Source organism: Streptomyces sp. NRRL B-1347, from assembly GCF_000720325.1.
Lineage (GTDB): Bacteria > Actinomycetota > Actinomycetes > Streptomycetales > Streptomycetaceae > Streptomyces.
Map to the genome: position 1 here is coordinate 1 of NZ_JOJM01000086.1, position 13,999 is coordinate 13,999.

At 72.6% G+C, this 13,999-nt stretch carries 12 protein-coding genes; 5 read left to right on the top strand and 7 right to left on the bottom strand.

All coding sequences use genetic code 11. The features are described from left to right. The first annotated feature begins 149 nt into the window (after positions 1-149). From IG74_RS0139870 to IG74_RS0139880, 3 genes are all read left to right on the top strand, one after another. Positions 150-1,112 (top strand): zinc-binding dehydrogenase, encoded by a 963-nt coding sequence (locus tag IG74_RS0139870; protein WP_030687609.1) that lies wholly within the window; start codon positions 150-152, stop codon positions 1,110-1,112. 138 nt (positions 1,113-1,250) lie between these two features. Then, a complete protein-coding gene (locus IG74_RS0139875) occupies positions 1,251-1,460 on the top strand; it encodes a helix-turn-helix domain-containing protein (RefSeq protein WP_030687611.1) in 210 nt (69 codons plus the stop codon). Further along, positions 1,460-2,014 carry a Clp protease N-terminal domain-containing protein gene (locus IG74_RS0139880; protein ID WP_030687613.1) on the top strand — a complete coding sequence of 185 codons (555 nt, stop codon included), beginning with the start codon at positions 1,460-1,462 and terminating at the stop codon, positions 2,012-2,014. The genes IG74_RS0139875 and IG74_RS0139880 overlap by 1 nt, the downstream gene beginning before the upstream one ends. A 219-nt stretch (positions 2,015-2,233) precedes the next feature. Here the strand turns inward: IG74_RS0139880 and IG74_RS0139885 are convergent, their stop codons facing one another. Continuing rightward, a complete protein-coding gene (locus IG74_RS0139885; RefSeq protein ID WP_030687615.1) occupies positions 2,234-3,475 on the bottom strand; it encodes a PadR family transcriptional regulator in 1,242 nt (413 codons plus the stop codon). 1 nt (position 3,476) lies between these two features. After that, on the bottom strand, positions 3,477-4,442 hold the full coding sequence (locus IG74_RS0139890) for a DUF4097 family beta strand repeat-containing protein (protein ID WP_030687618.1): 966 nt from the start codon (positions 4,440-4,442) through the stop codon (positions 3,477-3,479). A gap of 233 nt (positions 4,443-4,675) precedes the next feature. Here IG74_RS0139890 and IG74_RS0139895 point away from each other — a divergent pair, with 233 nt between their 5' ends. After that, the gene (locus IG74_RS0139895; RefSeq protein WP_030687620.1) at positions 4,676-5,527 is read left to right on the top strand and encodes a hypothetical protein; all 852 of its coding nucleotides are present in this window, start codon (positions 4,676-4,678) and stop codon (positions 5,525-5,527) included. Positions 5,528-5,597: 70 nt separating this feature from the next. Here IG74_RS0139895 and IG74_RS0139900 read toward each other — a convergent pair whose 3' ends face one another. Further along, positions 5,598-6,224: a TetR/AcrR family transcriptional regulator gene (locus tag IG74_RS0139900; protein WP_030687623.1), complete on the bottom strand. Its 627-nt coding sequence runs from the start codon at positions 6,222-6,224 to the stop codon at positions 5,598-5,600. A gap of 103 nt (positions 6,225-6,327) precedes the next feature. Between IG74_RS0139900 and IG74_RS0139905 the strand changes: the two genes are divergently transcribed. After that, positions 6,328-7,257, top strand: a complete 930-nt coding sequence (locus IG74_RS0139905) for a TIGR03620 family F420-dependent LLM class oxidoreductase (RefSeq protein WP_030687625.1) — start codon at positions 6,328-6,330, stop codon at positions 7,255-7,257. On the opposite strand, the gene erm is transcribed toward IG74_RS0139905, so the two are convergent. From erm to IG74_RS0139925, 4 genes are all read right to left on the bottom strand, one after another. After that, a complete protein-coding gene (gene erm / locus IG74_RS0139910) occupies positions 7,231-8,049 on the bottom strand; it encodes a 23S ribosomal RNA methyltransferase Erm (RefSeq protein ID WP_037826900.1) in 819 nt (272 codons plus the stop codon). The genes IG74_RS0139905 and erm overlap by 27 nt on opposite strands. Before the next feature lie 358 nt (positions 8,050-8,407). Continuing rightward, entirely contained in the window at positions 8,408-8,590 is a 183-nt protein-coding gene (locus IG74_RS0139915; RefSeq protein ID WP_003961784.1) for a DUF6104 family protein, read from the bottom strand. A 118-nt stretch (positions 8,591-8,708) separates the two neighbouring features. After that, positions 8,709-12,482 (bottom strand): multifunctional oxoglutarate decarboxylase/oxoglutarate dehydrogenase thiamine pyrophosphate-binding subunit/dihydrolipoyllysine-residue succinyltransferase subunit, encoded by a 3,774-nt coding sequence (locus tag IG74_RS0139920; RefSeq protein ID WP_030687629.1) that lies wholly within the window; start codon positions 12,480-12,482, stop codon positions 8,709-8,711. Between the two features lie 277 nt (positions 12,483-12,759). Next, positions 12,760-13,830, bottom strand: a complete 1,071-nt coding sequence (locus IG74_RS0139925) for a HAMP domain-containing sensor histidine kinase (protein WP_030687631.1) — start codon at positions 13,828-13,830, stop codon at positions 12,760-12,762. Positions 13,831-13,999: the final 169 nt, after the last annotated feature.

Genomic DNA, 13,999 nt, shown 5'->3' on the forward strand with positions numbered 1-13,999 from the left:
TCAGGGGTGGGGCCCGGGGGCGGGGCGGGCGGAGCCGCGGGGGGGGGGCTCGGGCCGGAGCGGGTGGAGCGCCCCGGTCGGCGGGCGCGGTGCGGGTCACATCCCCGGGCCGTTCCAAAGGCCCCGGGGGCCGGACTACGGTCAGCGCCATGTTCGCTGCCTACGCCGCCCGCATCGACTCCACGCACCCCCTCAACGGCCTTGAGCTGGGTGACCGACCCGCCCCCGAGCCCCGCCCCGGCTGGTCCACCGTGAACGTGAAGGCCGCCTCCCTCAACCACCACGACCTGTGGTCCCTGCGCGGAGTCGGCCTCGACCAGGACAAGCTCCCGATGATCCTCGGCTGTGACGCCGCCGGGGTCGACGAGGACGGCAACGAAGTCGTCCTGCACTCCGTCATCGGCCAGTCCGGCCACGGCGTCGGCCCCCACGAGCGCCGCACCATCCTGACCGAGAAGTACCAGGGCACCTTCGCCGAGCAGGTCTCCGTGCCCACCTGGAACGTCCTGCCCAAGCCCGCGGGGCTCTCCTTCGCCGAGGCCGCCTGTCTGCCCACGGCCTGGCTCACCGCCTACCGCATGCTGTTCACCAACGCTGGCGTACGTCCCGGCGACTCGGTCCTCGTCCAGGGCGCGGGCGGCGGCGTCGCGACCGCCGCGATCGTGCTCGGCAGGGCGGCGGGCCTCAAGGTCTTCGCCACCAGCCGCGACGAGGCCAAGCGGAAGCGGGCCGTCGAACTGGGCGCGGTGGAGGCGCTGCCCGCGGGCGCGCGCCTGCCGCAGCGCGTCGACGCGGTGATCGAGACGGTCGGCGCCGCCACCTGGTCGCACTCGATCAAGTCGCTCCGCCCCGGCGGCACGCTGGTGATCTCCGGAGCCACCAGCGGCGACCGCCCCTCGCACGCCGAACTCACCCGCGTGTTCTTCCTGGAGCTGCGGATCGTCGGCTCGACGATGGGCACGAAGGACGAGCTCGAGGACCTCCTCGCGTTCTGCGCGAACACCGGCGTGCGGCCCGTCATCGACGAGATCCTGCCGCTGGACCGCGCGCGGGAGGGCTTCGAGCGCCTGGAGGCGGGTGACCAGTTCGGCAAGATCGTGCTGGAGGTCTGAGCCTCCTGGAGGCCTCCTTCTGCGGTGTGAGCCTCCTGCAAGGCCCCCCTGCGGTCCGAGCGCCCCGCGAGCCTCTCTCACCGCCTTCGTGTCAACCATGGTTGACACGAAGGCGGGTGTCAACCTACGTTGACATACATGACCGAAGCAACGGATCTCGCCGAGCGCGCGGGCGATCGCGATCCACGGGTCGGGCTGCGCGCCGTCACGGCGCTGCGGCGCCTCGTGGAGCAGCTCGAAGCCGTCCAGGTGCGCAGCGCCCGCCAGCAGGGCTGGTCGTGGCAGGAGATCGCCGCCGAACTCGGCGTGAGCAGGCAGGCCGTGCACAAGAAGTACGGGAGGCAGTGATGTTCGAGCGGTTCACGAGCAGCGGCCGGGCCGTGGTGACCGGCGCGGTCGAGCACGCCGAGCGGGAGGGCGCGGACTCCGTCGACGACGGCCATCTCTTGTTGGCCCTGCTCGATCGGCAGGGCAGCCGCGGCTCCTTCGCCCTGGCGGCGCTCGGGGCCGACCGGCGGCGCGAGGAGATCGCCGAGGCGCTGGCCGAAGCGCGCCGTCGTGGCGGTCTCACCCAGGCGGACACCGAGGCCCTGGCCGGGCTCGGCATCGACGTCGAGGAGGTCGTCGCCCGGGTCGAGGAGACCCATGGGGCGGGCGCCCTGGCGAGCGCCGGGGCGGGCCGGGGGCGCAAGGGGATCGGCTCCTGGTTCGGCCACCGCCCGTTCGGCCGGGAGGCCAAGGACACGCTGGTGCGGTCCCTGCGGATCGCCACCGCGCGACGGGATCGCACCATCGGCGACGAGCACATCCTGCTCGCCCTGACGACCCGCCCGGGCGTCGTGGCGGAGGTGCTCGGCGACCGGGGGGTGACGCGTGAGGCGTTGGACCGGGTGCTGACGTAGGCGGGGCCGGGGGCCGGGGGCCGAGGGCCGGGGTTCGGGTCGCTGGGCCTGCCTGCTCGCCCCGGCAGGCTCGGTAGCCCGGATGCTCCGGCGCCTGGGCTTCCGGTGTCTGGCCTTCCGGTGTCTGGCTGTCCCGGGGTCCGGCTGCCGAGGTCAGGTCACCCCGGAGCTCGGCTGCCGGTGCCCGGCCGCCCCGGCGCCCGGAGTGGTGGCTGCCTGTCAGGGCTTGGGCATGTGCAGTATCGCCGTCACATGGGCCGCCGCCTCCGAGAGATGGCGGCGGGCCTCGCGGAGCTGCTCCGGGGAGACCCCGTGGTCGCGGGCCGCGTCGCGGACGTCGTCACGGAGGCGGTCGAGGAGCCGCTCCAGGTCGCGCGCGGGATCCCCGCCCGTCGCCTGCTCCTGGGCCCAGTCCGGCAGGTACTCCACCGGCACCTCGTCGCGCGGCGGTGTGAACACGGGGCCCGGTGCGGAGGCCTTGCCCGCGGCGGACGTCCCGCCGGTGTCGGACGCCGTGGCCGGGCCGGAAGCCTTGCCGGTGTCGGAGGTCCCGCCCGGTGCGGCCGTGTCCCCTCCGGGTGCCGCGTCCCGCTCGGTCGCCCTGTCGTGCTTGGGCGCCTCGTCGTGCTCGGCGGCCTTGGTGTGCTCGGCGGCTTTGGCGTGCTTGCGGTCCGTGTCGCCGAAGCCGAAGTCCACGAAGTCCTTGCCGAACCCCCTGCCGAATTCGCCGACCTCCTTGGCCAGCTCGGCGAGCCCTTCCCGCACCCCGGTCGGCCAGTCACCGCGCGCGAAGTGGTCCTGCACGTGCTCCTGCACCCGCTGGGCCATGCGCTGCCACTCCTCCCGCGCCTCCTCCTGGGCCTGCTCGCGTGCGTCCCGGGCCTGGCGCCGGGCCCGCTGGGCCTCCTCGCGGGCCCGGCGGCTCTCGTCCTTCGCGCGCCGCGCCTGCTCCTTCCACTCCTGCCGGGCCCGCCGGACCTCCTCCTTCGCCTGGCGCCAGCCCTCGCTGTCCGTCCACGCGCCGTCGAGGAAGTCGCCGAGGCCCGAGGGGCCCGCGCCGGTCCTGCCCGCCGTCCGGGCCTGTTGGGCCGCCGCCCGCATCTCGCGCCGCAGCTCGCCCGCCGCGCCCTGCACGCCGTCCCGGATCTCGGCGGCCAGCTCGGCGACCGACTCGCGGATCTCCAGCTCCAGGTCGGCCAGCTCGCCGCTGCGGCCGGCCAGCTCGGCGCGGCCCGCGTCGGTGATCGAGTAGACCTTGCGGCCGCCCTCCGTGGTGTGGGTGACCAGCCCCTCCGCCTCCAGCTTGGCCAGACGGGGGTAGACCGTTCCCGCCGATGGCGCGTACAGCCCCTGGAAGCGCTCTTCGAGGAGGCGGATCACCTCATAGCCGTGGCGCGGGGCCTCGTCCAGGAGCTTGAGCAGGTACAGGCGCAGACGGCCGTGGGCGAACACGGGGGGCATCTCAGAGCACCTTCTTGTCGGTCGGGGCGTCGGCGGCGGTGTCCGCCTCCGGGGCGCCGGTCGGGGTCTCGGTCGCGGCGTCGGCCGGGGGAGCCGATGGCGGGGCGTCCGCCGGGGCGGAGTCCCGCGGGGGCTCGTCGGTCTCGTACCGATCTTCCTCTACCGCCGGCTTGCGCAGAAGCGCGATCGAACCGGTGACCGTCGTCGCCTTGAGCTGGCCGCGGCCGGAGCCGAGCCTGCCCGTGATCTTCTTCGAGCCCCAGAGGCCGCTGATCCTGAGCTCCTCGAAATCGCTGGAAACCGAGCCGCTCGTCGTGTCCGCCTCCACCTGCGCGTGCCCGGGGTGGGGCAGCCGGATGGCGATCTCGCCCGAGACGCTGCTGAGCCCGATGTCGGCCGGACCGCCGACCGGGTCCAGGTCCAGGATCATCGAGCCGCTCACCGATTCGGCCCGAACGGAGGACCCCGCTCCGTCGAAGACCGTCAGATCGCCCGAGACCGAGTTGAATCGCAGCTCCCCGGTGATGCCCTGGGCCTCGACGGCGCCCGAGACCGTCTCGGCCCGGACCGGCCCCGTCAGGCCGACCAGGGTCGTGTCGCCGGTGATGCTCCGCACCTCCGCCCGGCCCTCGACCCCCGTGACCACCGCTCCGGCACCGATCACGCCCACCTCGACATGGGTCCCGGCCGGCACGGCGACGGACACCACCGCGCTGCGGCGGGCGCCCTTGGGGAGGAGCCAGCCGAGGAGGCCCTTCCAGGGCAGGTCCTCGTACACGACGGACAGCGCGCCGTCGGACTGCGTCACGACGAGCGGGGGGCCCGCGATCTCGGACACCTCGAGCCTGGCTGTGTCGTCGTCCGTGCCCACCACGTTCACCGTGCCGTTCACGACGCGTACGTGCAGGCGCCTCACGGGCGCGTCGAACGTCAGCTTCCTGGGCTCATCGACGGACCACTTCGGCATGGTGACTGACCTCCTTGAGCGGCACGGACGCAACGCGCCATATCGCATCCTTGACTAGACACGATATATCGCGGATGCGGAAAGTCAAGACGTACTTCTTCGCCGGAAACCGGACGCCGCCCCTCACGTCTCTCCCTGCCAGGAGCGGCGCGTCATCCTCCAGCCGCTCCCCGGCGGCACCGGACGCCGCAGGCCCGAGCGCCAAACATCATGGTTTGTCCTAGCGTGGGGCCATGTCCTCCGAGTCGACCCCCGCCCACGCGACGGACTCCGCCGACGCCTCCTCCTCTCCCGGCGCGCTGCTGCTCTGCCGGGCCCGGCCGGACTCCGTCGAGACGGTCGCCCAACTGCTGCGCGAGCGGATGCTGCTCGCGCCCGCGGGCCCGGAGTGGAGCGTGCTCGTGCCCGAGGGCAAGCCGTGGCTGGAGGGCGGCGAGCCGGTCGACAGTGTGCTCGCCGGGTGGGCCACCGCGCTCGCCGTCGGCTCCCCGTGGCCGGTTCTCGCGCTGTGGTGGGACGCCGACCGCTCCGGCTGCACGCTCGCGGCGGGCTTCCGGCGAACGGTCGGCTACGTGTGGCTGGCGAACGGCACCCCGGTCGGCGAGGACGAGGCGATGCGGACGCTCGCCGCCCGGCTCGGCCTCGACCCGGTGCTCGACATGCAGGCCCTGGATACGCTGACCCGCCCCGACTCGGACGCCGACGCGCGCGCCCGGCTGCGCGGCCTCATCGCGGTCCTCACGCGCGTGGGCGTCGACCTGCCGCCCGGCCTGAGCCCCGGCGAACCGGCCGACCGGCTACGGGAAGTGGCCCGCGTCCTGGACGGCGTGCGGCACGTCGAGTGGTCGGGCTGGCGCGACGCGGTGCGCGCCGAGCTCGACGCGGTGGAGAGCGGCCCGCTGGGCCCCTGGCTGCGTGGGCCGCGGGCGCGCGCTCTGGCCGGCGCCCAGCTCGCGGCGGGCGTGCCGCTCCTGGCCTGGTCCCTGCGGCGGCGCGGCGGTGGCGGCTGGGCGGTGGCGGGCCTCGTCCTCGTGGTGCACGGGGTGCTGGGGTTCGCGTACGACCGGGCGCGGGAGCGGGACTAGCCGCGTCCGGGCGCTGCGGCCGGCACAATGCGTGCGCTGTGCGCGTGCCTTCACCGGGCCGAGCCGCCCGTCAGCGCGTTCGTACCGTGTCGAGGACCAGGCCGAGCAGCCGCTCGGGCCGTTGCGGGTCCTCCGGTGCCGATCCGCCCGGGCACGCCGTCGACAGGGCGATGCCGACGACCAGGTGCAGCAGGTCGGACGGGCTCAGGTCGGGGCGTGCCGCGCCCGCCCGCTGGGCGCGGGTGAGGAGCCCCGCCACGGCGTCGTGAACGCGCTGGTGGCAGTCGATGCCCAGGGCGCCCGACTCCTCCAGCTGCTCAAGGAGCAGGGTGCCGCCGATGCCCTGGTTCACGCGTGCGTGGACGAGGAACGCGTGCAGCCACTCCGTGAGGGCGTCGTAGGGCGAGTCCGCCGTCAGGAGGTCGTCCGCGCGGCCGCACAGTGTGTCGATGCGGTCCTTCAGGACGGCCGCCAGCAGTTCGGACCGCCCGGAGAAATTGCGGTACAGCGTGCCGGGGCCGACGCCCGCGCGGCGGGCGATGTCGTTGAGGGACGCCTCGGGCCCCGCTTCCGCGAAGGCCTCCCGCGCGGCCGCGACGATGCGCTCGCGGTTGCGGACGGCATCCGCGCGCGGGGCGCGGCCGCGCGGCGTGGCAGTGGCTGGCGTGGCGGTCGCCCGCCCTGGGGACTCGGTCATCTCTGCGTTCCAGCGGGGTCGGGGTAGCTCTCCGGAGAACTTCTCCGTATCGTACCTCCGAAGTATCCGGAGAAGCTCTCCGGTATTGACGAAGGGTGTCGACATGCGAGGACTTCAGGGGGCAGACGGGCTCGGGCGGGTCGGTGTCTGGACCTTCGCCTTCGAAGGGCAGCCCGCCGGGCGGGTGCGCGCGGCGGCCGCCGAGATCGAGGAGCTGGGCTACGGGGCCATCTGGTACGGAGAGGCGTTCGGCCGCGACACGGTGGGCCAGGCCTGGCTGCTGCTCTCCGCCACGCGGCGCATCCCGGTCGCCTCCGGGATCGCCAGCATCGCCTACCGCGAGCCGCTCGCCATGGCCAACGCGGAGCGCACGCTCGGGGAGGCCTTCCCCGGGCGGTACGTCCTGGGGCTCGGCGGGCACCGGGTCGACGACACCGTCATCGAGGTGGACGGCTACCGCGTACCCGCGCGCGGGAAGGCGGTGACGACCATGAGGGCCTATCTGGACGCCATGGACGCGGCGCCCGCGCACGGGCCGGTGCCCGACCCCGCTCCTCATCGACTCCTCGCCGCACTGGGTCCGAAGATGCTGGGGCTCGCGGCGGAGCGCACCGGGGGAGCGCACACCTACTTCGTGCCCGTGGAGCACACCGCGCGGGCCCGTGCGGCCCTCGGCCCCGACGCGTTCCTCGCGGTGGAGCAGGCCGTCGTCCTCGACACGGACCGGGCGCGGGCCCGGGCCGTGGCCGAGGAGCACGTCGCCGGGTACGCGCGCGTGCCGCACCAGGTGGTGAGCCTGCGGCGGCTCGGGTTCGGCGACGAGGACCTGCCGCCGGGCGGCCCCAGCCGCAGGCTCGTCGACGCGATCGTCGTCTACGGAGACGCCGATGTCCTCCACGCGCGCGTGCGGGAACACCTCGCCGCCGGGGCGGACCACGTGTGCGTCCAGGTCCTGACGGCCGCTGGGGCGTTCCCGCTGCGCGAGTGGCGGGAGCTGGCGCCGGTGCTAACGGCGGCGGCCGCCCGTCCCTAGGGCGTACAGCTCCGCCCACTGCGGTGCCGTGAGGTCCTTGGGCAGCCGCGCCGGGGCGAGGCCGTGGCGGCCCAGCCACTCCTTCACGCCGCGCCGCGGCAGCTCAGGGCAGGCGGTGGCGACGATCTGGGGCAGGCCACGGCCCCGGCCCGTGAAGACGCGCTGCACCAGGTCCTGGTAGCCCTTCAGGGCCGCGCGGTCGACGAGCGGGCGGTCGCGGCGGGTGATCGTCAGCAGGCCGCCGTCCACGTTCGGGCGCGGGCGGAACGCCCCCGCGGGGACCCGCCGGGCGAGCGTGAACGCGTACCAGGGCCACCACTGGGCCGTCATCAGCGTGGCCCCGCCGACGCCCGCGCGGCGGCGCGCGACCTCCCACTGGACCAGCAGGACGGCATCCGTCCAGGCCGGTGCGCGCAGGACGCGGCGGAGCATCGGCGTCGTCTCGTGGAAGGGCAGGTTGCCGACCAGGACGTGCGGCGTCGACGGCATCGCGTAGCGCAGGAAGTCGGCGGTGACGATCGTCGTCGAGGGGTGCGTGCGGCGGGCCAGGCGCGCGGCGCGGCGGGCGTCGATCTCGATGCCCGTCAGGCTCCGGCCGAGCCCCTGGAGGGGCAGCGTGAGCGCGCCGTCGCCCGTGCCGATCTCGACGATCGGCCCCTGGGTGCGGGCCACGAGGTCGACGAAGGCGTCGATCGTGGCCCGGTCGGTGAGGAAGTTCTGGCCGAGCTCATGACGGCCGTGGCGGTACGTGGGGGCGGTGTGGTGCGTGGGGGTGGTGTGGTGCGTGCGCACAGGGACTCCGCGGCTTCGAGGTGAGCCGGGCAGCACGAGGTGCCGCTCGGCGCTGACGCGTTGAAGCGGCGGAGCGTTCTGTTCCTGATGGCCACCGGGTACGCGGGGCGTACCTGGGTGGCGCGAGAGAGTCCGGCCGCCGCTACGGGCGGCGGTACCTCGTCACCGCGCAGGCGGCGCTGGCTGCGATTCCACACATGGGCCGCACGCTAGGCCGCCTGCGGGGTCGGCGGCAAACGATTTTCGGGGCTTGCCGGGGCTTGCCGGGGCTTGCCGGGGCTTCCGGGCCGTTGGCCGTCTGCCGGTCCGTCGTGGCTGGTCGCGCAGTTCCCCGCGCCCCCAAGGGGCGCTGTGGTGCCTACTCGTCCTCGTCCTCGTCGTCCAGGCGTGCCAGCCACGTCGCCAGGCGCTCCACCGGCACCTCGAAGTCCGGGTTGAGGTCCACGAACGTGCGGAGCTGCTCGGCCAGCCACTCGAAGGTGACCTCCTCCTCGCCGCGCCGCTTCTCCAGCTCCTCGATGCCACGGTCGGTGAAGTACAAAGTCATGCTCCTGACGAGACGGGATGTGCCTGTTCATCGTAGGCCGGAACGCCGGTGGGCCCGGCCCCGAGTCCGAGAACTCGGGGCCGGGCCCACCTCCGTACGACCGTGCCGGGGCCTAGGCCTCGAACACCTCGCGCACCAGCTGCTCCTGCTCGGCCTGGTGCCGCTTGGCGGAGCCGACCGCCGGGGCCGAGCCGTGCGGCCGCGAGATGCGGCGCAGGCGCTCGCCGTGCGGGATGTCGGCGCCGACCGCCAGGTCCAGGTGGTCGATCAGGTTGAGGGCGATGAACGGCCACGCGCCCTGGTTCGCCGGCTCCTCCTGCGCCCACAGGTACTTCTCGGCGTTCGGGTGCTTGGCGATCTCCGCCTGGAGCTCGGCACCCGCCAGCGGGTACAGGCGCTCGATGCGGATGATCGCGACGTCCGTGACACCGCGCTTCTGCCGCTCGGCCTCGAGGTCGTAGTAGAACTTGCCGGCGCAGAAGACGACCTTGCGGACCGCGGCCGGGTCCACCGACGCGTCGCCGATGACCGGGCGGAAGCCGCCCGTCGTGAACTCCTCCGTCTTCGAGGCCGCGGCCTTGAGGCGCAGCATCGACTTCGGCGTGAAGACCACCAGCGGCTTGTGGTGCGGGTTGTGCACCTGCCACCGCAGGAGGTGGAAGTAGTTCGACGGGAGCGTCGGCATCGCGACGGTCATGTTGTTCTGGGCGCAGAGCTGGAGGAACCGCTCCGGACGGGCCGACGAGTGGTCGGGGCCCTGGCCCTCGTAGCCGTGCGGCAGGAGGAGCGTGACGCCGGACGTCTGCGCCCACTTCTGCTCCGCCGACGAGATGAACTCGTCCACGACCGTCTGCGCGCCGTTCACGAAGTCGCCGAACTGCGCTTCCCACATGACGAGCGACTCGGGACGGGCCAGCGAGTAGCCGTACTCGAAGCCCATCGCCGCGTACTCGGACAGGAGCGAGTCGTAGACGTTGTAGCGGGCCTGGTCCTCGGAGAGGTACAGCAGCGGGGTGTAGTCCTCGCCGGTCGTCTGGTCCACGAGGACGCCGTGCCGCTGGCCGAAGGTGCCGCGGCGGGAGTCCTGGCCCGCCAGGCGGACCGGGGTGCCCTCCATCAGCAGGGAGCCGATGGCGAGGGTCTCGCCCATGCCCCAGTCGATCGTGCCGTCCTCGACCATGGCCGCACGGCGCTGCAGCTGCGGCAGCAGGCGCGGGTGCACGGTGATCTGGTCGGGGATGTTGACCTGGGATTCGGCGATCCGCTTGACGATCTCCTGGGAGACCGCGGTGTCCACGGCCACGGGGAACTCGGTCTGCGGGGCCGGGACCTCGGCGGGGGCCGGGGTCGTGGTGGCCTCGCGGACCTCCGTGAAGACCTTCTCCAGCTGGCCCTGGAAGTCCTGGAGGGCCTGCTCGGCCTCTTCCAGGGTGATGTCGCCGCGACCGATCAGGGACTCGGTGTAGAGCTTGCGCACCGAGCGCTTCTTGTCGATCAGGCTGTACATCTGCGGGTTCGTGAACGACGGGTTGTCGGTCTCGTTGTGCCCGCGGCGGCGGTAGCAGATGAGGTCGATGACCACGTCCTTGTTGAACGCCTGCCGGAACTCGAAGGCCAGGCGGGCCACGCGGACCACGGCCTCCGGGTCGTCGCCGTTCACGTGGAAGATCGGCGCCTCGATCATGCGGGCCACGTCGGTGGAGTACATCGACGAGCGCGCGGACTCCGGCGGTGCCGTGAAGCCGACCTGGTTGTTGATGACGATGTGGACCGTGCCGCCCGTGCGGTAGCCGCGCAGTTGCGACATGTTGAGCGTCTCGGCGACCACGCCCTGGCCCGCGAAGGCCGCGTCTCCGTGGAGGGCGACCGGCAGGACGGTGAAGTCCGTGCCCCCCTTGTTGATGATGTCCTGCTTGGCGCGGGCGACGCCCTCCAGGACCGGGTCGACCGCCTCCAGGTGCGAGGGGTTGGCGACCAGGGAGACCTTGATCTGCTCGCCGTCCAGGCCCGTGAAGGTGCCCTCGGCGCCCAGGTGGTACTTCACGTCACCGGAGCCGTGCATCGACTTCGGGTCGAGGTTGCCCTCGAACTCGCGGAAGATCTGCGCGTACGACTTGCCGACGATGTTCGCGAGGACGTTCAGACGGCCGCGGTGGGCCATGCCGATGACGACCTCGTCCAGGCGCGACTCGGCCGCGGAGTCGATGACCGCGTCGAGCAGCGGGATGACGGACTCGCCGCCCTCCAGGGAGAAGCGCTTCTGGCCGACGTACTTCGTCTGCAGGAAGGTCTCGAACGCCTCCGCCGCGTTCAGCCGGCGCAGGATGCGCAGCTGCTCCTCGCGCTCCGGCTTGGCGTGCGGGCGCTCGATGCGGTCCTGGAGCCACTTGCGCTGCTTCGGGTCCTGGATGTGCATGAACTCGATGCCGGTGGTGCGGCAGTACGAGTCGCGCAGGACGCCGAGGATGTCGCGGAGCTTCATCATCGACTTGCCCGCGAAGCCGCCGACGGCGAACTCGCGCTCCAGGTCCCAGAGTGTCAGGCCGTGCTCGGTGATGTCCAGGTCCGGGTGCTTGCGCTGCTTGTACTCCAGCGGGTCCGTGTCGGCCATGACGTGGCCGCGGACGCGGTAGGAGTGGATCAGCTCGAAGACGCGGGCGGCCTTCGTGACGTCGTCGTCGTGCGAGGCGTCGATGTCCTTGAACCAGCGCACCGGCTCGTACGGGATGCGCAGCGCCTCGAAGATCTCGTCGTAGAAGCCGCTCTCGCCGAGCAGGAGGTTCGCGACGATCCGCAGGAACTCGCCGGAGGCGGCACCCTGGATGACTCGGTGGTCGTACGTCGAGGTCAGGGTCATGACCTTGGAGATGCCCAGCTTGTTCAGGGTGTCCTGGGAGGTGCCCTGGAACTCGGCCGGGTAGTCCATGGAGCCGACGCCCATGATGACCGACTGGCCGGGCATGAGGCGCGGCACGGAGTGCACGGTGCCGAGGCCGCCGGGGTTGGTCAGGGAGACCGTGACGCCGGTGAAGTCGTCCATGCCGAGCTTGCCGTCGCGGGCGCGCCGGACGATGTCCTCGTAGGCCTGCCAGAACTCGAAGAAGTTCAGGGTCTCGGCCTTCTTGATGCCCGCCACGACCAGCTGGCGGTCGCCGTTGGGCTTCACCAGGTCGATGGCGAGGCCGAAGTTGATGTGCTCCGGCTTGACCAGCGTCGGCTTGCCGTCCTTCTCCGCGAAGGAGTAGTTCATCGACGGCATGGCCTTGATGGCCTGCACCATCGCGTACCCGATGAGGTGCGTGAAGGAGATCTTCCCGCCGCGGGCGCGCTTGAGGTGGTTGTTGATGACGATGCGGTTGTCGAACAGCAGCTTCACCGGGACGGCGCGCACGGACGTGGCCGTGGGCACCTCCAGGGAGGCGTTCATGTTCTTCGCCACGGCGGCCGAGGGGCCGCGCAGGGTCACGTACTCGGGACCGGCGGGCGCCTCCGTCGCGGGCGCGGCCTTGGCCGCGGGCTTCGCGGCCGCGGGCTGTGCCGCGGCGGGCTTGGCGGCGGGGGCCGGGGCCTTCGCGGCGGGCGCGGGCTTGGCGGCGGCCGCGGGCTGCGCGGCGGGCGCTGCCGGGGCGGGGGACGTGGTGGACGCGACCCCCGCGGCCGCGTCACCCGCCGGCTTGGCCGGAGCGGCGACGGACGCGCCTACCCCTGGCTTGTAGTCGGCGAAGAAGTCCCACCAGGCACGGTCGACCGAATTCGGGTCCTGGAGGTACTGCTGATAGATCTCGTCGACGAGCCACTCATTGGGACCGAACGCGGCAGCAGGGTTCTTGCCCTGCGCTTCTTGGTCGGTCGAAGTGCTCGAGTTACTGGGGGACTGTGGCGACACGGCGGCAACCGCCCTCTTCCGCTTCACAAGGTGATGGACAGCGGAAATAAAGGCTACGCCTCCGAGGACGTCAGGTGCAGGCCGGGCCGGTCATCCGTCGCGTAAGTCACACTGGATTGCGAGTTTCGGGGCTGTAAATGGCGGGAAACTAGCGAGGTTTGCCTACGACACGGCCCCGCGTGGAGACCCCTCGGGCACGTCGACACGCGGCTGCGGCCCGTCCGGCGCGTGACCTGCGCGCCCGTGACTCGCTTCCACTTCGAACCTTACGTCAACCTCAGCCTTCGAGCAGGCCCGGAAGGCTGACCTGGATCCGGCAGCCGCGGGCCGATTCGGCCACCCCGATGTGGCCGCCGTGGAGATCGACGGCCCAGCGCGCGATGGCGAGCCCGAGCCCCGTGCCGCCGTCGCCTCCGGGCGGGGCGCCGGCGTGCGCGCCCCGGTTGAAGCGCTCGAAGACCCGGTGCCACTCCGACTGGGGGATCCCGGGGCCCTCGTCGAGGACCTCCAGGTCCAGGGACTCGGGGTAGGGCCCGCGCCGGGCGCGGACCGTCACGCGGCCGTGCGGGGGGCTGTGCTTCACGGCGTTGTCGATCAGGTTGGCGACCACCTGGTGCAGGCGCTCGGCGTCGGCGTGCGCCGTCAGCTCAGGAGGTGACACGTCCAGGTGTAGATGGACATCCGTACGGGTGTGGCTGCCGGACCCCGACGGCATCCCTTTGCGCGCGGAGGCGACCATATTGGCCTCCTTCAGGACCCCCGACAGATAGGGCCACACTTCGAAGCGGCGCGCTTTGAGGGGGACGACACCGTTGTCCAGGCGCGAGAGGTCGAGGAGGGTGTCCACGAGGCGGCCCAGGCGCTCCGTCTGCTTCAGGGCCGTGCGCATCGTCTCCGGGTCGGCGGCCGAGACCCCGTCGACGACGTTCTCCAGGACGGCCCGCAGGGCCGCGATGGGGGTGCGCAGCTCGTGCGAGACGTTGGCGACGAGCTCCTTGCGCTGCTGGTCCTGGGCCTCCAGGTCGTCAGCCATGCGGTTGATCGTCGTGGCCACGTCGCCGAGCTCGTCGCGCCGGTCGGCGCCGCGCACGCGGCGCGTGTAGTCGCCGTGCGAGACCGCGCGGGCCACCGAGTTCATCTCGTCCAGCGGCGCGGTGAGGCCGTGGGCCACGAACTGCGTGATCAGCAGGGTGGCGATCACCGAGAAGACCGTGATGAAGCGCAGCTCGGTCTCGGTCTTCATGGCCACCATCAGCAGCCCGGTGGTGATGAACACCGAGACGACGACCAGCGTCCCGAGCTTCGTCTTGATGGAGAACGGTCTGAGTCCGCCGAAGGGACCGCTCATCCCGCCACCTCCGCCCCGGTCGCAGCGCCACTTCAGACCACCCATGCCCGGGGCGGCGCCCACCATGCCTGCCGCGGCGCCGTACGCCGTCGTACCGCTCCCGGCGCTCTGGGGCGTCGTGCCGCTCAGGGCGCCGGGAGGCGGGCCGTCGGCGGCGCCGGGGTCCGCG

Excerpts from the sequence above, each read along its gene's own strand:
- IG74_RS0139870 (WP_030687609.1), top strand. The coding sequence starts at position 150 with ATGTTCGCTGCCTACGCCGCCCGCATCGACTCCACGCACCCCCTCAAC.
- IG74_RS0139875 (WP_030687611.1), top strand. The coding sequence starts at position 1,251 with ATGACCGAAGCAACGGATCTCGCCGAGCGCGCGGGCGATCGCGATCCA.
- IG74_RS0139880 (WP_030687613.1), top strand. The coding sequence starts at position 1,460 with ATGTTCGAGCGGTTCACGAGCAGCGGCCGGGCCGTGGTGACCGGCGCG.
- IG74_RS0139885 (WP_030687615.1), bottom strand. The coding sequence starts at position 3,475 with ATGCCCCCCGTGTTCGCCCACGGCCGTCTGCGCCTGTACCTGCTCAAG.
- IG74_RS0139890 (WP_030687618.1), bottom strand. The coding sequence starts at position 4,442 with ATGCCGAAGTGGTCCGTCGATGAGCCCAGGAAGCTGACGTTCGACGCG.
- IG74_RS0139895 (WP_030687620.1), top strand. The coding sequence starts at position 4,676 with ATGTCCTCCGAGTCGACCCCCGCCCACGCGACGGACTCCGCCGACGCC.
- IG74_RS0139900 (WP_030687623.1), bottom strand. The coding sequence starts at position 6,224 with ATGACCGAGTCCCCAGGGCGGGCGACCGCCACGCCAGCCACTGCCACG.
- IG74_RS0139905 (WP_030687625.1), top strand. The coding sequence starts at position 6,328 with ATGCGAGGACTTCAGGGGGCAGACGGGCTCGGGCGGGTCGGTGTCTGG.
- IG74_RS0139925 (WP_030687631.1), bottom strand. The coding sequence starts at position 13,830 with ATGAGCGGTCCCTTCGGCGGACTCAGACCGTTCTCCATCAAGACGAAG.